The organism is Flavilitoribacter nigricans DSM 23189 = NBRC 102662, from assembly GCF_002646595.1.
GTDB lineage: Bacteria > Bacteroidota > Bacteroidia > Chitinophagales > Saprospiraceae > Flavilitoribacter > Flavilitoribacter nigricans.
Map to the genome: position 1 here is coordinate 49,380 of NZ_PDUD01000056.1, position 18,645 is coordinate 68,024.

The window sequence follows — 18,645 nt, forward strand, 5'->3', positions numbered from 1 at the left end:
AACCCTGAAATTCAACACCATAGAAAGCAAACAACTCAAAAAACTATATGAGAAAAGTAATTTCATTCATGCACATTTCGCTTGACGGTATCGTGTCGGGCCCCAACGGAGAACTCAATTGGGCTAAAGTCGATGAGGAGCTCTTCGACCATGTCGGTCAACGCATAAACGACGGTGATACGGCCCTGTACGGACGGGTAACTTACCAGATGATGGAAGCCTACTGGCCGACCGCCGCCGACCAACCGAACGCCACCAAGCACGATATCGATCATTCGAAATGGTACAAAGAGGTCCACAAAGTCGTCTTATCGAAAAGCCTGCAGGCTTCGGACCTGACCAATACCGAAATTATCAGTGACCAGCTTGTAGATCGCATCAATGCCCTAAAACAACAGCCGGGCGAAGACATCCTGGTATTCGGCAGCCCGACCGCTACCCGGGCGCTGATGCGAGAAAATTTGATTGACGGCTACTGGTTATTTGTCAATCCCGTCATTCTGGGGCAGGGAACCCCGCTGTTTGCCGACAGGCAAGAAAAAGTCAACCTGAAACTACTGAGTACCCGGCAGTTTGCCAGTGGGGTGACGGAACTGAATTATATTGTGGAGTGATCATAAGCAGAATTAGGAAATAAGCGGTTCACATAATCGCTTACCTTTGATTCCCTGCCAACTGCCCGGCACGAGGGGCAGGGCTGTTCAGTTCTATAAACACGCAATGCGAATTTTTCAATTACAATGTCAAGCACAATAGCAATAGCAAGCAAAAGGCAGCTTTCTGCTCCGATTTTGGCCTTTTCGCCTGATTTTGAGTTATTGAAATTGCTATTGCCATTTTTTTATATTCAATAATTTGAGAACTGAACAGCCCTACGGCACGAGGGGTGATTACCCCAAACTTATGCAAAGTTTCCCGTTATGGAACGAATCGTGCACGAATTCGATTGTTTAAAGGCAGAAGCAGAACCATTAACCATCCAAAAATGACCATGGCGAAAAGAAAAGACGAAGCAAGATCCAATGAAACCGGGGCCCGGCCCTTTGCCCAAACCTATTTCCACGGTACCAAAGCGAACCTCCAACTTGGCGATCTGATCAAGGCCGGCTATAATTCCAATTTCGACCAAAGAAAAAATGCAAAGTACGTCTTCCTCAGCTCTACCCTGGATGCCGCGATCTGGGGAGCCGAACTGGCAATGGGGACGGGCAAAGGAAGGATCTATCTGGTAGAGCCTACCGGGGAGATCGAAGACGATCCCGATCTGACCGATAGAAAATTTCCGGGGAACCCGACCATGTCCTACCGTTCCACCCAACCGTTCCGGGTGGTGGGAGAAGTAACAGTGTGGCAGGGGCATGCTCCCGAGCAACTGGAAGCGATGAAAGCAAGCCTGGCGAAACTCCGCGAACAGGGCATCAATTCATTAAATGACGAATAAAGCAGGGAACGAAAAGGAGCCTACATGACACAATAGACCAAAAAACCTAAAATCATGAATATCCGAAATATCGTTTTTTGCTCGCTGGCTCTGATCGTATCGTGTAGCTTCTTCCACTGTCAGGCTGCTCCCCAGGACAAGGAATCGACACATGCCGCTCAGCTGTCTGCTGACGGCTCAAACGCAGACAACGACCCGAAAAAATTAGTTCGGGATACCTCCCAACTCATGGCCCTGATCCAGGATCTGGAAGTCCGGGAGTTGCCATTTTACGATTCGACGAACTTTGACAATGTTGCTGAGCACGAACCGCTAAGTGCGGATTGGATCCGTTTTTTAGGCCTGGAACGGATCTATCCCCATGATCTAAAAACCGTTGATAAAGTATGGATCCGGGAAAGAGTGAATATTTCCGATCGGTTTATTTCGCTGATCCTTGGCGTGCAGCCAGGTGATAGTGAGTTATTTACAAGTCTGGTGAATTTTTCCAAAGATTATGAAGTCATAGATTTTGCAACCATTGCCTACGATGAGATTGCGGAAGGCTGCATGCGTACGGAATCCTATCTGAAAAAGGGAAAGATCTCTACCTATGCCTCTGATTTCTGTTACCAGGAAAAAACCGATACGACCGAGTTGGTGCTCCAAAGCAACGGTTTAATGATCTCCGACCAGTAAAGGCTGGATCAAAAATAAGTAAGGGCTGGCTTAAAAAGGCATTGTAGCCGGTAATTTCTCTGGGCGTATTTGGTATATTACCTGGAACTGGTTTAATCTTATTGGCTGCAGACGAGGCCAAAGTATTGGATTTACTGGCGAAGCTCTTTTTGAGTTTCATACCTGCCCATACGGGCCCGTACTGGGAAAGGTCTGGGACGAAAAAAAGCTGAAGTCCAGGAGATTCAAGACTTTAGGTCGCAGTCCAGATGAATAAGTTTAAACCAGTTCCTTCATTAATTGTTCATCTAAAGCCCTATTCTATGAGAACATTACTGTACTCTGTTTTGCTAAGTCTGATCGTTTTCCAAAGTCGCGGACAGCTCACCTACCAATCTAACCTGCAACCCGAGTTCCTGCACATGCGCCAAATCGATGCGGGAGCGCTGGTGAACCTTGGAGAATTACATTCGACCCATCTGATATTCACCGATGAGGATGAGCCCAACGGGATTTCTTACCTCCGTACGTTCCTAAATCGGGACGGGCTGGCTAATTTTAACAGCGACGGTTGGCTGACCACGCAGTTATATAACGGAATCGGCGGTACCGGCACCTTCAATCTCAGCGGAGGTACCGGCACCGGTTTGATCTTTTCCGCCGGTCCGGATACAGGCAATCCGACCCGCGGTTATGTGTCCGTTTATGACAACGGTACCGCACGGACCAATATGTACGTTAATTTTAACGGGGCCGGCCTCGTCGAGACCAGAGGTGCAAACGGCAGTATTAATACTGGACTGAGCTCACCGTCCAGTCTTCCCAATAACGGATATATGTACTGTATAGATGGTAGTGGATTCATCCAGGTGGGGATGATTGTAAATGCCGACGGTACCGGTGAGGTATTCGGTAACACCAAGAGTTTTCGCATGGCCCATCCGGAGCAGCCGGGCAAGGAGATCTGGTATGCCAGTCTGGAAGGTCCGGAAGCAGCGGCCTACGAACGGGGAAGCGCCAACCTGCAGTATGGAGAAACATTCATCCCCTTTTCCGATCACTTTCAACTGGTGGTCAATCCCGAGACCATGACGGTGATCCTTACCCCACATTCGGCGGATACCTACGGACTGGCCGTGATCGAAAAAACGGCTAAAGGGATCCGCGTCAAGGAACTCAAAGGCGGACGTGGCAATTTCGGTTTCGACTGGGAGGTCAAAGGAGTACGGAAGGGCTATGAGGATTTTCGGATCATCCGGGATGCCAGCGAAGTACTTCCCGCCGGATACCGCCCCCCGTCCACTTTACAAAAAGAACAACCGGCTTCCCAGGATCAAACCAATTCCGAGGTACCGGCAGACAGCGGGCAGATCTTCCAGCTGGGACAGAACCGGCCCAATCCCGCAAGAGATCACACGGTAATCCCCTACTCTATTCCCGCAACGAGTCAGTCGGCGGAGATCCGAATATTTGATACCGGCGGTAAACTGATCCAGCAGTATAAATTGACACCCGCCGATGCCGGCACCCTGGAAATTTCCAATGAGGCATTCAGTTCGGGGATGTATACTTATTCCCTGGTGGTCGATGGGGACCTGAAAGCCAGTCGGCAGATGGTGATTGCCCGTTAAAGGGTAGCAGATCGATAATGAGGATGTAGCTGATCCAACCGGAAGTAATTATTTGTAATGAACAGACAGGAGTTGTCCCCAATTTTAGGAGGGATAACTCCTGTCTTTAGAATATCAGCAGGAGCCAAAGGCCGCCTGCAAACGAGAAAAATTTAATACCCCGCCATTTAATTTTTCTTTCCGGAAATAGCCATTATTTTTGGCCCAGGGCCCGGCTTGTCCGGTGTCCCATATTGCGTAATCTCTGATAAGTAAACTTTATGACCTTTTCCCGATTCATCCGGAAAAGCGCCGTGCTGACCGTACTGGGCGTTTTTTCCGCAATCAGCCTGCTGGCTCAGACCGATCCGATCGATCCCCACCTCCTCAACAGTCTTCATTCGCCCTATCGGGCAAATTCCCTGAAATTGTATACCCGCCTCGGCAGCGATCCCGCATCCATGATGCCGCAGCGTTCTGAATCCCGGATACCGGGACTCCGCTCCTACGGTATTTCGATTGCCTGGCGCCGGGATCTTAACCCGGTTCGGTTTCGGGAATACGAAATCGGGTACTACCGCCCCAAACTGGAGGATGCCCAGGATGAAAACTGGGAGATCTTCATCCGCTACCAAACCCTACTGTTCAAACCACTGGCCCGGAAGCGGTGGTTTAAATACTACTTCAGTATAGGTCCCCGGCTGTTCTACGCCCGGGAGAAGACCAACGAAAGCGGGGCCTTCGGTTATCCCGCTCAACATACCTACTACGGCGGAGAACTGCCGGTTTTCCTCGGTTTTGACCTTTATTTTTCCTCCAGACTTTCGCTCACCCTCACGGCTACCCCCATCAATACGGCCTACTATTGGGATAAGGGCCAGCGAGATAATCCCAATCTGACGGTACGCCAAAACGAGTTCCTGTATAGTAATCTGATCATGGATTTCTTTAACGAATGGCGGATCGGGCTGGGATATAGCTTGTAGATGAAAGACCGCAATCCATCTCCCAATTGAATATTTTCTCTAAAAAAAATTACATGAAAACAACTAAACTAATCGCGTTACTCGGATGTGCAATTTTAGCGGTATCCTGTCAAAAGTCGGACGGCCCGGAGAAATCAGGGGAAGATTATCCCCGAACTTATCTATACGCCGGTCTGGAGCAGCATGAATCGAAATATTATCGTTGGGAAGGCGGCACCAACTTTACCGAATTGCCGGGTATCAGTTTTCCCGAATACTATGATGATGCAGAAATTGAGACCGCAATCATTGATTATTACGATCTATTTTTTCCGTTCCTGGAATTCACCTTTGAAAGTGACTCTCTCATGCGGGTGGTATCGCGGGCTGTAGACGGTTTCCCCGCTTTGGATACGATCACACCGTACATCAATAACGAAATATACTATGTTTTTGGAGAAGCAGGACCGGGAATTCCTTACGCATGGTATCCAGATAAGGACGGATCTACAATTGAAAACCGGGGTTTTGCCTATAATTTCAATTACTACGACAACTTCCAGGCGCAAAGGGAATATTTTGCTTTAACCATAACCGAAGCCGCCCGCCTGGAGAAAACCGAACAGGAGCTGCTGGAAGAGATCGTATCCACCCATGATCAATGGATCCAACCGGCGGATACCATCCAGTTGAAGTTGTTTGAAGTAGTATTCGATTTGGAATAAAGGGGAAGCAAATACCCTTTAAGTTTCCCTAGACTGAATTAAAGTAAAAAATTAGCAAAACACACCAAATGGAAAATTGTACCATCTACAGTCACCAACTTGACTTTGAAAAAGTAGTGCAGATCGTTAAAGCCGGCCTGCCCAAAGCCAGGATCGAATACAACGACGGCGGACTCCATAAATCCCTGATCGCAACCATCAAGGGCGGCCTTTTCGGAAAGACTAAAACCCTGAAGATCAACTACCGGCAGCGGGAAAACCCATCGTATAAGCTCGAACAAGCGGATTGCGCCCTCAGTCAGAATTTGGTGGGGATGGTTAACTTCATTCAATCGCTTCCCGCCGACAACGAGGCGGTCAGGGATAAGTTCCTTTACAAAGTGATGTCGGTGAACTGTGAGATCCCATTCATGGCGGAACCGGCCATGACTCCTGAATTCGAATCAGTTTTACGAAAGATCGTCCACAAATTGGACGGCTTCGTTTTTGCCCAGCCAAACCGGGTATTCAACCGATCGAACGGGCAACACTTCGTGGATAAAAACCTGGAGTTGATCCTGGACACCCAAGGGCACTGTGACATTCAGGATATCGAAGTTAATGTAAACGCCAAATACCACGATCCCCCCAGAGCGGAATATACGGCGGAACAGCTGGAGCGAAAAGCAAAGTCGGAAGCCTTTCTGGAGACCAACGGCATAAAGGTCAATAAAAACCTACCCTGTTCTCCCGCAGCGGCAACTATTGACCTAAGGGCGCTGGAAGCAGTCATTGACCGGGCGTACGCCCTGCTGATCACCGCGGTAAAGGGAGAAGGCATCGAGCAGGAACATTTGAACCGGGCCGTTGCCGATAAAAAGATCGATTCGTTCTCACCGAAAGAAAACTATATCTACCGGGCAACATCACTCGATGAGCGGGAAAGGGCGTACGCTACCTGGCGGTACGAAAGCCTCTATACGATGCTCTGGGCATTGGGGAAAATGGACGAGCTAAAATATCCCAATGAGATCTGTGAGGTCCAGACCGTAGTCGGAAAGATCTTTCATCCATCGAGAGCGGAATTTGAAAGTTCGGTTGCATTAAGAAGCAAATCGGAAATACTGGATGAATTGGACCGCACCTTCCGAATGAACTGGGCCTGCGTCGATGCCAGGATAAAAGGTCAGGCGGTTTCGGGAAATATTAATCCCGCTATTATTTATGAAAGACATTATTCCTTAAATTGGCTGACGAACTATCAGGACCAGGATTGGGATGACGTTCAGACGAATACCTGATCAAATGGTTATTATATAATCCGATCTGACTATTCGCAATTAGACCTTCCTATGCCCCCCCAACTCAAGTTATGTTTATGGGCCCTCGTATGGATTAACTTCACCGTTTCCGCTCCGGTGAGCCTACCGGGTCCGGAAATATGTAACAACGGTCTCGATGACGACCAGGATGGGCGGATCGACCTGAATGATGAAGATTGCTACTGCGAGCCGCTGGAACAACCTTCCCTGATCCCCAACCCATCTTTTGAAGAGCAGGACTGTTGCCCGGACCATCATTCACAAATAGACTGCGCAAGCGGATGGAAACAGGCCTCGGAAGGAACGCCCGATTATTATCATATCTGCGATTATGTAGGATCCCATCATCCGCCGCTGCCGCTACCCGACGGCGATGGCTACGTCGGCATAATCGACGGATCGTTCACCGGTAACTACATCCCCGCTTTGAAAGAATACGTCGGGATCTGCCTGGAAACCCCTCTGGAAACCGACACTTTATACCGTCTGGAGTTCTATACCGGTTTTTTGAGCAAAACCACCTCGCCGGATATTGAACTGGCCCTGTTCGGGACCAGCGATTGCGCCGCGCTACCGTTCGGGATCGGCGATAATGCTTTCGGCTGCCCGGCCAACAGTCCCGATTGGATCCAGCTGGGATCGGTAAGTGTTTCCGGAGAAAACCAATGGGTGAAATCGCAGTTCAAGGTACGTCCCAACCGGGAGATCAGGGCCGTAGCTTTTGGCCCGTCCTGCCGCCTGCGCTCCGCGACGAATAATACCTACCATTTGGTGGACCAGCTGGTCCTGAAGGAGAATACCAACTTTGATCTCGGGATAAAGGCCAAGGGGCAGGCCTGCACGGATGATCTGGTTTTTCAGATCACCCCCCAGGAGGGATACAGCTACCAATGGTACAAAGACGGGGTAGCCATTCCCCAGGCCACTCAAAGTAGTTTGTTCAATCCACCGGGCCGGGGAAGTTACCAGGTCAGACTGGAGGATCCCGAAGGGTGTAAGGTTTCGAAGGCCTACCGCTACGCTCCGCCCAGTCAGTTTGTGCAGACCATCCAAACCTTCTGCGCCGGAGAGCCTTTCCTGTTCAACGACCGGCAACTGACGGAGCCCGGTACTTATTGGGATACCCTGACCACTGCCAATAACTGTGACAGCATTGTCCAGTTAAAGCTACAGGTCCGTTACAGCGAAGAAACTCACGTGTCAACCAAGATATTTCCCGATGAATCCTATCAGGTGGGGCCCTATACCATCACCAGCCCGGGCGAATACATCCGCACGCTGTCGACCGCTTCGGGTTGCGACAGCCTGGTCTATGTGAATTTAGCCTTTTACGGCGTATACGTTCCCAATGCCTTTTCGCCCAACGGAGATCATGTTAACGACGTATTCTCCATTTACGGCGACCTCGATCTGGCCGAGATCATCTCCCTGAAAGTGATCGATCGCTGGGGCGCGCTGGTTTATCAGGGTAACACCCTCGACCCGGGCAAAGGATGGGACGGAACCGTCAATGGTAACACCGCTCCCACGGGGGTATACGCCTACGCTGCAGAGGTACGGATGACCGATGATAACCACAGAACACTACGCGGCTTGCTCACCTTAGTCAAGTGATCCGGACAACAACTTACCTGCCAACGAAGTATTCCGTTGCCTTATGACATCACAGCAGACCGTGGTACCTGGCCATCCAGTACGACAGCAGGAAATAGGTGCCGCTGACCTCCCGGCTGCCGTTCGCCCCGCTATCCAACTGATAAGGATTGGTGTTCCACCGGAAGATCCTCGCCTCGGGAGTAGGGACGGGACGGCTAGCCTGCCGGTGCCCTCCCCTGCCCACGAGTTGGTTCTCTGTCAGATCCCAGCGGTGACTGTTGATCATGTTCCAGTCGATCAGGTCCAGGGGAAAAAGCTGTAGTTCTTCGCGGGCGATGTCCAGATCGCAGTCCTTCTGCAGCGCGACACTGGCGATGATATTCCAGGTGGGCATCCGATCGGGTCGGCAAACGCTCCAGGTGCGTTCCACGCTTTTTCGATAATAGGGCCAATAGGGATCATCCCGGGCGTATCGGGCCAGACAGTAATAGGGAAAAAAGGTCAGGATATCATCGGAAAAACCATTTTCGTACGGCCCGTAAATTTTGGCCTGTACGGCATTTTCGGCGTAGTGATGCTGGTCGATCAGGTGGCGATAGGTTTTTTCGTATTTCCGGTCGCCGGTAATGTGGATAGCCGTTTTCAGAAAGGACAGTAGCTCCAGTGAGTACAATCCCTTTTCGTAGGCCCAGTTCCGGGAATGATTGATGGAATCCGGTTGCCAGATCCCCCAGCGGGTCGGTTTCCCATCGTAATCGATCAGTTGGAAATCGTTCTCGATGATGTGGTCCATGGTGCGGCGGACCAGGTCCTCTACCCTTTTCTTTTGTTCCCGGTCGGCCACCAGATCGTAAAAGATAGAGATGGCAAAGAAGTGCCCGACCACTTCGTCGGAACTGCAGTCGTCCAGCCACTGCCACTCTTGGTCGGGCGAAGGCCGCCAACGTTTCGGGTGCGGAGAACGCGACTGGGTCACGGCATCCGAACTGCGGGCGTAGGACCGGGCCGGCAATCCGGGAATGCCGGTGACGGTTTCCAGTTTCTCTACGGCTTCAAAGGTCCGAACCGCATTTTCCCGGGCCGCTTCCGAGCGGGTAACCGCATAGCGAAAACAGGATGCCGCCAGGTAGGTTGCAGTCCAAAGACCATCGTTATCCTGATTGACGGTCCGGCTCGAAGTCAGATCTCCCGGCCGTTCCAATACGGAATAGTTGATCAGACCGAGCCGGTTGTGCCGCGCGGCAATGATCTTTTCGTAATGGGCGGCCTTCGCTTCCAGGTCCATGTATACTTGCTGGATCTGACTGATGCCCCGGGGAGTCGCGATCCATACGGTACGCTCATCGATGGGCAGAATATCGTTGACCTGATCGTGCGGCAGCCAGCGTTTCCCCAGATAGTAACGCCACTCCTGGTCTTTTCTCGCCAGGCCCTGGTCGGTTCCGAACCAAAGTACCTCACCGAAGGAACGGATCACGGTAACCGGACCGTAGGGCAGGCCGTCCTGCCCGCTCCACATCCAATGGCCGCCGTCTCCGGCAATACAGCCCACGGAATACGGCGCACTAAAAATGAGGTCCTCCGTCTCCGGGGGAATATGCAGGTCAAAATAACGGCCCTCCGTGCCGCCGGCCATCAACATATCGTCCAGGTTTTGCCATTCCGTTGGCGTTCTTTTCAAAAGTCCCCCGTCCGTGGCCGCCCAGAGGATGCCCTTGGGGGCCATGGCCAGGGCGTTGATCCTTTTCTCCCGGGTTTCCGTTACGAACGACCAGCCTTCATCGCGAAAGGTATACAAACCGACGGTCGTACCGGCGTACGAGGTGTCTTGATCCCACAGCAGACTGCGGACCATGGCGCCACTAATCGGATCGGGAAGTTTGATGAAAACTGTAGCCGCTTCGTTTTGCAGAGCGTCGTCGGTCAACAACCAAAGTTGGCCACCTGCATCGAGCTGGGCCGACAGGGAGGGCCTATCGCTGGTTTGAACGCTCCATTCACCCGCAGCATAGCGGTATATCGCATTGGGGCTGACGGCCAGGATCGTATCCCCGACCTGAAATAATTTAAGCACCTCGGCAGCTTTCGCTTCCGGTAGCTTAATTTCTGTTTGTACTTCCTGCAGGAAGGAATCGGATGGTGTTGAGACCGGAGTTTGTGCAACGGAGGTAGCCAGGGTGCCGGCCAGAAAGATAGAGGCGATGGTATTGGTAATCTTCATAATATAATTAAGACGTCCCAAAAGAAGTGTCCTACCTACACGCGAAGGCGATCGGGAAGCTAATTTTTAACCCACTTTGTACCAGAATATTTTCTCCGTACTTATTCCGGAATTTCCGGTCATTCCAGTTCGTCCGGCTGCTCCTCAAAAATGAGGATATTAGGTTATCCCTCAAAAAGGTGGATGTTTCACGGCCTCTTTCCCGGCATCTTTGTATCGTAATTATTCACTAAACATTAAAACTTACTATTATGAAAAACTCAATGAAAGTTATCGCATTTTTTATCTTTTGTTTATTCTCATACCAAATGAATGGACAGCCTTCCATGGCTACAACCCAACAGTTTGCTGCAGTTACAAAGTTTGACTATAGCTTTTACGATCTGGCCAAACGAGCCAGCTGGATCTCTACAACTCATGGCACTGGTAAAAATGAGAAACTTAGATTTGGAGTTGATCACCGAAGCCTGGGGAGTGCCAGAAATGTAAATAAAAAAATGGAAGATGGGCGCGTTCTGAGAGTATTACACACCCACCCGAAATGGACCGCTAAAGGGGTAATTATTGGAACTTTCCCTGCGGTTGAAAGGCTTCCCGCCAATCTGAAACTAACCGGCTCTATTGGATTTATTAAACCCAATGGTTCACCGAAAACCGATGGCGCAAGGTTTGTAATCTATATCCGATATTTTGATGCCGCTTCGAAGAAAAACAAAAGCCATATCATTTATGATTATTACAAGCGCTATGATGGCAAATTGAAAAACATCAATATTGACCTTTCCGAATTTGCTGGTAAAAAAGCGAGCTTCGAACTAAGAGTGGATACCGGTGCGAAACCTATTGAAGACTGGGCAGCCTGGTACAATATGCACATCTATCCTAAATACCAAGCTCCTCCAGGACCACCGAAGGCCCCCTCTACGATCAGCAAAGCAGTCGATGCTTCTTTGTACGGCCCCAATGTTGATGAAGCCAAATTATTCGGACATGAATTCAATTTTTGGAAAACGGTACAAGTAACCAAAGAAGGTTCCAATAAAATTGTAACGGGAAGATTCAGTCATGCCATTAGCTTTGCCAGAAATGACAAATACTTTTTCACCGCTAAATTTGACGCAAAGGGACAGTTGATTAGTTTTCAACGTAATATTGAAGAGGGATTTAAGATAATTACTCCAATTGTAAAATACGCTGCTAACGAATTAGTCTCGAAAGTTCCGGTTATTGGTGGTCACATTTATGTCTCTGATGAACATATTGATTATTTAGCCAAGGTTGTAACCGGAGGATTAGGAAAACCTTCCTGGGAGAAAGCAGCCGATGAAATTGCACTTATTATCGCAGTTGCCGCGCTTGGTAAGTGATATAGAAAAGAGAGCCTATCTTAAAAAGCCCTTTCATTTTAAAATACGATTACCAGGTGTGACCATACCTGGTAATCGTTATTTTTTCTGATGTAGACTCCATTGAGATTACTGATCTGCACGCAATATGCCGCCATAGGCCAGATAGCCACCTGTTAAGTAATCTTCAACATCGCCAATATCCATTTTGCCGCCTTGCGCCGAAGGGCATTATCATCCAGACTTTTCCACAAAGAATATAAATCACATCAGGCATTTGCCAAACGTTCTTTTTCTATAGTGTAACCCATAATGATCAAGACCAATCGCCTACTCCTCCTCCTGATCTCGCACACGGTCCTCTGGACCAGCTGCGATTGCGAATTCAACTACCAATTCTCGGTGATCAATGAAACGCAGACCGATCTAAGCATTGATTTTGAATTGGATACGAAACAAAGAAATGTCATCGTCAAACCGGACGAAGAGCTGACCCTCGCGATCACCGACGGTTTCCGGTGTGGTTGCATCAATTGCACCGGAGGCAGAATAAACTATGCCGATTCAACGATCAATTACTTCATATCGGATATTAAGATCTTCCGTATGGATTCGGTGCAAACGACAACCGACTTCAATAATGAATACAACTGGGAATTTGAATCGAAGAAAAAATTGGGGGTTTACCGGGCACGCATTGATGAGTCGGATTTTTAAGTCCTGAACAGGATCAAGCTATCTCAATTCATTCAACCGGCATAGGGGAAGTGGGAAGCCTAACGCATCCTAATGAAAAATTAAACAGAACCCTCATCCAATTATTATGAAAAGTAATGCGCTACTACTTTTGCTGGTGGGCTGCTGCCTGAATTTCGCCGCCCAATCCCAGACAAAAACGGGAACAGATCATACCAAGGCCGCCCGGATCATCAATACCGAACAAAGGCAGCTCCACTCCGAATTAAACGGTCAGGATTACACCCTGTACATTGCACTGCCGGATGGGTACGTCCAAGGTGATGCGGAATACCCGGTACTCTATCTGACCGATGCCAATACCTATTTCGGGATGATGGCCGATATGACCCGTAATCTGCAATGGGGCGGGGAAATGCCCGAAACCATCATTGTGGGCATCGGCTATCCGATCGACGCTTTTGCTACCGACGATGAACGCTGGGAAAAATGGCTGGCCTGGCGGATGCGGGACCTCAGCCCGACCTACACCGCCCAACTGGATGAAAGCTTCGCTATTGAAGGCGTCAGGTCCGGAGAGGCGGATCGGTTTTTACAATTTCTGCAAGCGGAACTCTTTCCGTTTATAGCCGAGAATTACCGGGTGAAGGAAAACGATACCACTTACGCCGGTTTTTCTCTGGGAGGGTTATTCGGATTGTACGCCCTTTTCCAGGAACCGGCATTGTTTCAACGCTACCTGATCGGCAGTCCTTCCATCTGGTACGATGACAAACTGATCATCCAGTCCGAACAGACCTATGCGGATGCCCACAGTGACCTGTCGGCTAAATTATTTATTGCAGTCGGCGAACTGGAGGAAGAGGTAAACGCGGGCATGGTCAGAAATATGCTGGAACTAACCAGCAAACTGAAGAGCCGAAACTACCCCGGCCTGTCGCTGCACCGGACGATCCTGGAGGGTGAAACCCATATGTCAGCACCGGCCGTTTGTTTTCAGCGGGGACTGCGTTTTTTCTTCCGGAATTGATAGACAGTCAATAACGGGATAATTTGCCGGTTATCACCAAACTGCTGATTATGGTGGATATACTTGACACTGATGCAAACATGAGTCACCCCGAATTTTATAAAAGGCGGAGTATGACCTCAGAGAGGTCGAATATTCGTAGAATTTAGCCTGGATAAGCGTTTTCCGACCTCAGGGAGGTCGCACATTTACCACATTGCTCCCTGTTGTGCGACCTCCCTGAGGTCGAAACCAGCATTTCGACTGTTTTCTACGAATGTTTAACCTCTACGAGGTCATTTTTGAGTCCTGAAAAAATTCAGGATGACTCTTGCGTCGAATAAAAGTCGCCCCTTATTCCGTTGATTCTTCTTTTTCCTCCGTTTGCCGGCCGAATATTTTCATGAGTTCTTCCCGGGGGAATTTCCAGTATTCGACGTAGGGGTTCTTCTTCACCTTTTCGTGATATTCGTCGATGAATTGTTGATTGAGTGTATCGTTATCCCCGTACTGATCCCGCAGATCTTCCAGTTCCTGGTGCAATTCAGCCTGAACCTCCGCGTATTCCGGATCGCCATAAACATTGTTCATTTCCTGGGGGTCCTTTTTTAGATCGTAGAGCTCCCAGTTGTCCATCTCGTAATAGAGATGCATGAGTTTATAATTTTCGGTAGTAATGCCGTAATGCCTTTGCACGACATGCTCCGACGGATGCTCGTAGTAATGGTAGTAATGGGCGTCCCTCCAGTCATCGGGCGTTTTTCCCTGCAGGATAGGCACCAGACTGCTTCCCTGCATATCGGAGGGGACCTGTCCTCCGGCAATATCAATGAAGGTTTCCGCAAAATCCAGATTCGATACCAGTTCATTTTTAACCGAGCCCGGTTCGGTCACCCCCGGCCAGCTTACCAGCAACGGCGTTTTCAGGGACTGATCGTACATCCATCGTTTGTCAAACCAGCCGTGTTCGCCCAGATAAAAACCCTGATCGGAAGAATAAATAACAATGGTATTTTTATCCTGTCCGGATTCCTTCAGATAATCCAGTAGTGCTCCCACACTTTTGTCCACCGCCGATACACAGGCCAGATAATCCCGCATGTATCGCTGATATTTGAAGCGGACGAGGTCCTCCCCCTGAGGATTGGTATTTCGGAAATCTTCCAGGATCGGATCGTAGACCGCTTTCCACTGAGCCTTCTGCTCTTCCGTCATATTGCCGGGGGCATCTTCATTGAGCTTGAGATCATCCTCCAATCTCATCGCATCCGCAATAGACATATAATTCGCAGCGGCCGCTTCCCGATTACCGGAGTAATCATCGAAGAGCGTAGGCGGCTCGGGGAAGGTCACATCTTCGTACATCCCGAGTTCATTCGGCCCGGGCTGCCATCCCCGGTGGGGCGCCTTGTGCCACATCATCAGCATATAGGGTTGTTCATCATTTTTAACCGAGTCCAGCCAGGCCAGTGATTTTTCGGTGATAATTTCCGTGGTATAACCTTCTTCCGTGTATTCCCCTTCCTGATTGATGAAAACCGGGTTGTAATAAAGACCCTGCCCTGGTAAAATATCGTAGTAATCAAAGCCGGTGGGGGTTCCTCCCAGGTGTAATTTTCCAATGGTGGCGGTTTTATAGCCCGCTTGCTGGAGAACCTTAGCGTAGGACTGCTGAGCAAAATCGAACTGGGAGCCAATGGTGTTATCAATAAACCCGTTTAGGTGGCTGTATTTCCCGGTGAGGATGGTTGCCCGGGAGGGGCCGCATATCGAGTTGGTCACCAGGCAATTGTTAAAACGCATGCCGGCCGCTGCAATGCGGTCGATGTTGGGGGTGGGTGCCAGTTCCGCCAGTGGGCCACCGTAGGCGCTTATCGCCTGGTAGGCATGGTCATCACTCATGATAAAGATGATATTCGGCCTTACGGGTATCTCCTCGGTTTCTTGCTCACCCTTGCAGGAACCCAGTCCCAGGGATAGGCCCGCTAAGAGTAGCAGCAAATAAGTATAGGTACGGTTTGATTTCATCGTTTTAAGTTTTGTCCGTACAAGGTAGGAAATTTCCCATTGCGGGTGCTGCTGCTTTGCGCGGTCTAAAGTTCAGTTGGTTTCGGGTTGTTATTTAGCCGCAATCGATTTGATCCATGAACCCTGGGCTATCTCGGTTGGAATCAGGCAGAAACTGTTTCAGCGGGCATTTCTTCTCCCTTTAAGATCACTAGCGGGTACTTACGCGATGTATGCACGAAAAATCCAGATGTTGGCAAGATAAGTCCAAGCAGGAACAAGAGCCAGGCGCTACCTTGTTATTGCCTGGAATAACAGCCGGCCTGTGGTTTTTTAGCGGTACTCTTCTGTACCATATTAACCTGGTCCAATCACCAAAACCTGCTTTGATATGAAAACCACTTCGTTTACCCTCGCCACTTTGCTCTTATTGTTAGGCGCTGTTTCCTGTAACCAGTCATCAATCGATCAGGAAGCGGAAGCTGATCAATTAATGGCCTTATCCCGCGAATGGGCAAAAGCAGCTCAAACCGATGACCTGGAGAAAACCCTGAGCTATTGGGCTGAAAATGCACTGGTCATGTCTCCGGACCAACCTCCAACCAACGGACACCAGGACATCAGAGCCATGCTGGAGAGCAGTGCCCAGATCCCTGGATTTGAGGTCAACTGGGAACCTAAACGGGCTTTCGTTTCTAAAAGCGGCGATCTCGGATATGTAATAGTTAATAACTATTTCAAATTCCCCGATTCTTTAGGAGGTACCATTACCACGTTTGGGAAAGGCGTGGAAATATGGAAAAAGCAGGAAGATGGATCGTGGAAAAATGTTATCGATATATTCAACTCGGATCCCTCAATTACTTCTCTGGAATAAGGGTGTATTGGTCATTGTGAAGGCTTCAGCAATATGATTTGAAAAGCTACAACCGGATTGGACATTCTGCAGTGCAACCCAATCGTTGAGTGGGTAGTCCGACCAGGTTCAAGTTGGTCGAGCAATTGTTCAACAGCCGTTACAGACCTGGAACAATTTTCCTTATCTTCAAATTATCATGCATATGCTAATCACCATTTAAAATGACCAGTGAATTACACAAATTTCTGATTGAAATTGATGAAGTTGGGAATTGGGAATATCCAAGAGCATCCAGGACAAAAACATCCTGGGAAGAGATCGAAGCGATTCAGGAAGAATTTGCAGCTATTATTCCCGAGAAATTTGAGATCGACCGCTGGGTGCAGGACGCCTCCTTCCTGACGGACCTGGCTTTGTTCAACGACCATCCGGACCGACAAGGAGTTGTACAACAGAGCTTTAAACTTGCATTTAGATTTTCCAATTTCGGAAAAATGTACAGTATGCTGGGATCCGATATTGCCAATGAAAGTGATTATCCAATCAGTCAATTAAAATCGGTGCTGCGAGATAGAGGATTCGTATACATTTCCAGCGAGGACCTTGATCAAGCGTACGACGGTAAGAATCCTCCTATTCGAAAAAACATGACCTGGTGGGACCGATACTTTGATTATTTGTAAAAACGGTGCCTGGACACGGCTTTGGACATCACGCTTGCAGCATTAAGCTTGAAGTATACCTGACGCGAATTCCACAATTAAAAGAACCCGATGCCAAAAGTGGTGCAACTATTTGAATAGCTCTAAGTCTTCGATTTTAAAAAGCTTATGGTTCACCGTACCTCCATTCTTTCGGAAATAATCCTTTTGAGTCTTTTCTTCCTTACCTGCCAACACCGGACGCCCCTTCAAAATAACGAGACCACCCGCCAGATCAATTCGATAGCCGCAAGTGCCTCCTTATCTAGCAGGCCGTTTGACTTTCAATTTGCCAATAAAAAATACAGTGGTTTACTGGACCTGCCCAAAGACCAGGAGGCTTCCTCACTTATGATCCTGGTACCCGGCCACGGGAAGACCAATGTTGCTTCCGGAAAGTGGAACATCGAATTGCGTACCACGCTCAATGAGATGGGTATTGCTATCTATGCCTACGATAAGGCTGGATGTGGGAATAGTGAAGGCACCTATGATCATAATCAAACGGTTGAAGACAGTAGCGAAGAAATTTTAGCCGCTATTCAGCAACTAAAGAAGAAAAAAGTACCCGGGTCTAACACCATCGGCCTTTGGGGCATCAGCCGGGCGGGTTGGATCATCCCGCTGGTGATTAAAAAAGATCAATCCATTGCCTACTGGATTTCCGTAAGCGGCCCCAATCACTTATCAAATATGAAGTATCTGCTCACAACAAACTGGAGGATCCAGGGTAAAAGTGAGACTGAAATTGAAACGCTGGTAACCGAGTGGAAAAATGGTTTCGACATTCAACGCACCGGTGGTTCGTACGATGAATATGTGAGCGCGACTCCCAACTTAAGTAATGACGATTTTATTCAGGTGGTCCGGGGTGGAGCGTACACCGAGGAAAGATTTTTAAATTACCAACAATACCTTCTGGAACATCAACCCGAAATTGATCCAGAAAGTGGTATCGAAGTAATTGTATCCGATTTTGAAGCAGTTTTAAATCATGTTGATTGCCCGGTACTGGCAATTTTTGGGGAAAAAGATTCCCAGGTCGACTGTCAAGAGACGTCCTCGCTGTACAACAAGGTGTTCAAAGAAAACCTTACGGTAGCAGTACTACCGAATTGTAATCATCATATGCAGGTCTGCGAAACGGGTGGATTTACAGAAAATGCCAATGAGCTGAAGAAAAAAGGCTTAGGACAAGCATGCGAGGATTATTTTGAAGTTATTGCCGACTGGATTAGCGAGAGGGTACTCGATTAGATTTCCTGGCACTTTTCCTGTTGTGCCGAACGTGAAGTGGACTACCGGACTATTTTTGAACTGATTGGGGGCTTTTTCACCAGGCGCTTTCAGACTGAAGGGCTTTTTTTCTATCTTCATTCTTGGAAAGGATATAATTTACTATCCGCCATATGGCGGATACAAAGATGTTGAACTAAAGCGCCGATACCGGCGCTAGCTAAGGGCCTACCTTAACTTAGTAGAGAAAACTTTTTCTCACCAAATTTCTCTAC

Annotated in this window: 16 protein-coding genes; 14 read left to right on the forward strand and 2 right to left on the reverse strand. The window is 48.8% G+C overall.

Annotated features, from left to right (window positions below; all coding sequences use genetic code 11):
• The first annotated feature begins 47 nt into the window (after positions 1-47).
• The 8 genes from CRP01_RS37560 (at position 48) to CRP01_RS37595 (ending at position 8,313) form a co-directional block, all read left to right on the forward strand.
• The gene (locus tag CRP01_RS37560) at positions 48-614 is read left to right on the forward strand and encodes a dihydrofolate reductase family protein (protein WP_099155250.1); all 567 of its coding nucleotides are present in this window, start codon (positions 48-50) and stop codon (positions 612-614) included.
• Positions 615-991: 377 nt separating this feature from the next.
• On the forward strand, positions 992-1,441 hold the full coding sequence (gene arr / locus CRP01_RS37565; protein WP_099155266.1) for an NAD(+)--rifampin ADP-ribosyltransferase: 450 nt from the start codon (positions 992-994) through the stop codon (positions 1,439-1,441).
• Positions 1,442-1,495: 54 nt separating this feature from the next.
• A complete protein-coding gene (locus CRP01_RS37570) occupies positions 1,496-2,119 on the forward strand; it encodes a hypothetical protein (protein ID WP_099155251.1) in 624 nt (207 codons plus the stop codon).
• A gap of 302 nt (positions 2,120-2,421) precedes the next feature.
• Entirely contained in the window at positions 2,422-3,729 is a 1,308-nt protein-coding gene (locus tag CRP01_RS37575) for a T9SS type A sorting domain-containing protein (RefSeq protein WP_170110719.1), read from the forward strand.
• Between the two features lie 260 nt (positions 3,730-3,989).
• Entirely contained in the window at positions 3,990-4,694 is a 705-nt protein-coding gene (locus tag CRP01_RS37580) for a hypothetical protein (RefSeq protein WP_099155253.1), read from the forward strand.
• Between the two features lie 53 nt (positions 4,695-4,747).
• A complete protein-coding gene (locus tag CRP01_RS37585; RefSeq protein WP_099155254.1) occupies positions 4,748-5,398 on the forward strand; it encodes a hypothetical protein in 651 nt (216 codons plus the stop codon).
• A gap of 68 nt (positions 5,399-5,466) precedes the next feature.
• Complete coding sequence (locus CRP01_RS37590) at positions 5,467-6,678, forward strand: DUF4272 domain-containing protein (protein WP_099155255.1); 1,212 nt, start codon at positions 5,467-5,469, stop codon at positions 6,676-6,678.
• Between the two features lie 51 nt (positions 6,679-6,729).
• The gene (locus CRP01_RS37595; protein WP_099155256.1) at positions 6,730-8,313 is read left to right on the forward strand and encodes a gliding motility-associated C-terminal domain-containing protein; all 1,584 of its coding nucleotides are present in this window, start codon (positions 6,730-6,732) and stop codon (positions 8,311-8,313) included.
• 49 nt (positions 8,314-8,362) lie between these two features.
• On the opposite strand, the gene CRP01_RS37600 is transcribed toward CRP01_RS37595, so the two are convergent.
• Complete coding sequence (locus tag CRP01_RS37600) at positions 8,363-10,516, reverse strand: ligand-binding sensor domain-containing protein (protein WP_185154594.1); 2,154 nt, start codon at positions 10,514-10,516, stop codon at positions 8,363-8,365.
• A 251-nt stretch (positions 10,517-10,767) separates the two neighbouring features.
• On the opposite strand from CRP01_RS37600, the gene CRP01_RS37605 reads away from it, so the two are divergent.
• The 3 genes from CRP01_RS37605 to CRP01_RS37615 all read left to right on the forward strand — a co-directional run bounded on the left by CRP01_RS37605 (position 10,768) and on the right by CRP01_RS37615 (position 13,588).
• Positions 10,768-11,883 carry a hypothetical protein gene (locus tag CRP01_RS37605; RefSeq protein ID WP_099155257.1) on the forward strand — a complete coding sequence of 372 codons (1,116 nt, stop codon included), beginning with the start codon at positions 10,768-10,770 and terminating at the stop codon, positions 11,881-11,883.
• A 291-nt stretch (positions 11,884-12,174) separates the two neighbouring features.
• A complete protein-coding gene (locus tag CRP01_RS37610; protein WP_099155258.1) occupies positions 12,175-12,579 on the forward strand; it encodes a hypothetical protein in 405 nt (134 codons plus the stop codon).
• Between the two features lie 106 nt (positions 12,580-12,685).
• Positions 12,686-13,588 (forward strand): alpha/beta hydrolase, encoded by a 903-nt coding sequence (locus CRP01_RS37615; RefSeq protein WP_099155259.1) that lies wholly within the window; start codon positions 12,686-12,688, stop codon positions 13,586-13,588.
• A 333-nt stretch (positions 13,589-13,921) separates the two neighbouring features.
• Here CRP01_RS37615 and CRP01_RS37620 read toward each other — a convergent pair whose 3' ends face one another.
• The gene (locus tag CRP01_RS37620) at positions 13,922-15,595 is read right to left on the reverse strand and encodes a sulfatase family protein (protein ID WP_099155260.1); all 1,674 of its coding nucleotides are present in this window, start codon (positions 15,593-15,595) and stop codon (positions 13,922-13,924) included.
• Between the two features lie 370 nt (positions 15,596-15,965).
• Between CRP01_RS37620 and CRP01_RS37625 the strand changes: the two genes are divergently transcribed.
• The 3 genes from CRP01_RS37625 (at position 15,966) to CRP01_RS37635 (ending at position 18,391) form a co-directional block, all read left to right on the forward strand.
• Positions 15,966-16,451 (forward strand): YybH family protein, encoded by a 486-nt coding sequence (locus CRP01_RS37625; RefSeq protein WP_099155261.1) that lies wholly within the window; start codon positions 15,966-15,968, stop codon positions 16,449-16,451.
• A gap of 203 nt (positions 16,452-16,654) precedes the next feature.
• Entirely contained in the window at positions 16,655-17,116 is a 462-nt protein-coding gene (locus CRP01_RS37630) for a hypothetical protein (RefSeq protein ID WP_099155262.1), read from the forward strand.
• 147 nt (positions 17,117-17,263) lie between these two features.
• Positions 17,264-18,391, forward strand: coding sequence for an alpha/beta hydrolase family protein (locus CRP01_RS37635; protein WP_099155263.1), 1,128 nt, complete (start codon positions 17,264-17,266; stop codon positions 18,389-18,391).
• The last annotated feature ends 254 nt before the right edge of the window (positions 18,392-18,645 follow it).

Coding starts and splice junctions, on each gene's coding strand:
- CRP01_RS37560 (WP_099155250.1), top strand. CDS start 48: ATGAGAAAAGTAATTTCATTCATGCACATTTCGCTTGACGGTATCGTG.
- arr (WP_099155266.1), top strand. CDS start 992: ATGGCGAAAAGAAAAGACGAAGCAAGATCCAATGAAACCGGGGCCCGG.
- CRP01_RS37625 (WP_099155261.1), top strand. CDS start 15,966: ATGAAAACCACTTCGTTTACCCTCGCCACTTTGCTCTTATTGTTAGGC.
- CRP01_RS37580 (WP_099155253.1), top strand. CDS start 3,990: ATGACCTTTTCCCGATTCATCCGGAAAAGCGCCGTGCTGACCGTACTG.
- CRP01_RS37630 (WP_099155262.1), top strand. CDS start 16,655: ATGACCAGTGAATTACACAAATTTCTGATTGAAATTGATGAAGTTGGG.
- CRP01_RS37595 (WP_099155256.1), top strand. CDS start 6,730: ATGCCCCCCCAACTCAAGTTATGTTTATGGGCCCTCGTATGGATTAAC.
- CRP01_RS37610 (WP_099155258.1), top strand. CDS start 12,175: ATGATCAAGACCAATCGCCTACTCCTCCTCCTGATCTCGCACACGGTC.
- CRP01_RS37590 (WP_099155255.1), top strand. CDS start 5,467: ATGGAAAATTGTACCATCTACAGTCACCAACTTGACTTTGAAAAAGTA.
- CRP01_RS37600 (WP_185154594.1), bottom strand. CDS start 10,516: ATGAAGATTACCAATACCATCGCCTCTATCTTTCTGGCCGGCACCCTG.
- CRP01_RS37575 (WP_170110719.1), top strand. CDS start 2,422: ATGAGAACATTACTGTACTCTGTTTTGCTAAGTCTGATCGTTTTCCAA.
- CRP01_RS37615 (WP_099155259.1), top strand. CDS start 12,686: ATGAAAAGTAATGCGCTACTACTTTTGCTGGTGGGCTGCTGCCTGAAT.
- CRP01_RS37605 (WP_099155257.1), top strand. CDS start 10,768: ATGAAAAACTCAATGAAAGTTATCGCATTTTTTATCTTTTGTTTATTC.
- CRP01_RS37620 (WP_099155260.1), bottom strand. CDS start 15,595: ATGAAATCAAACCGTACCTATACTTATTTGCTGCTACTCTTAGCGGGC.
- CRP01_RS37570 (WP_099155251.1), top strand. CDS start 1,496: ATGAATATCCGAAATATCGTTTTTTGCTCGCTGGCTCTGATCGTATCG.
- CRP01_RS37585 (WP_099155254.1), top strand. CDS start 4,748: ATGAAAACAACTAAACTAATCGCGTTACTCGGATGTGCAATTTTAGCG.
- CRP01_RS37635 (WP_099155263.1), top strand. CDS start 17,264: ATGGTTCACCGTACCTCCATTCTTTCGGAAATAATCCTTTTGAGTCTT.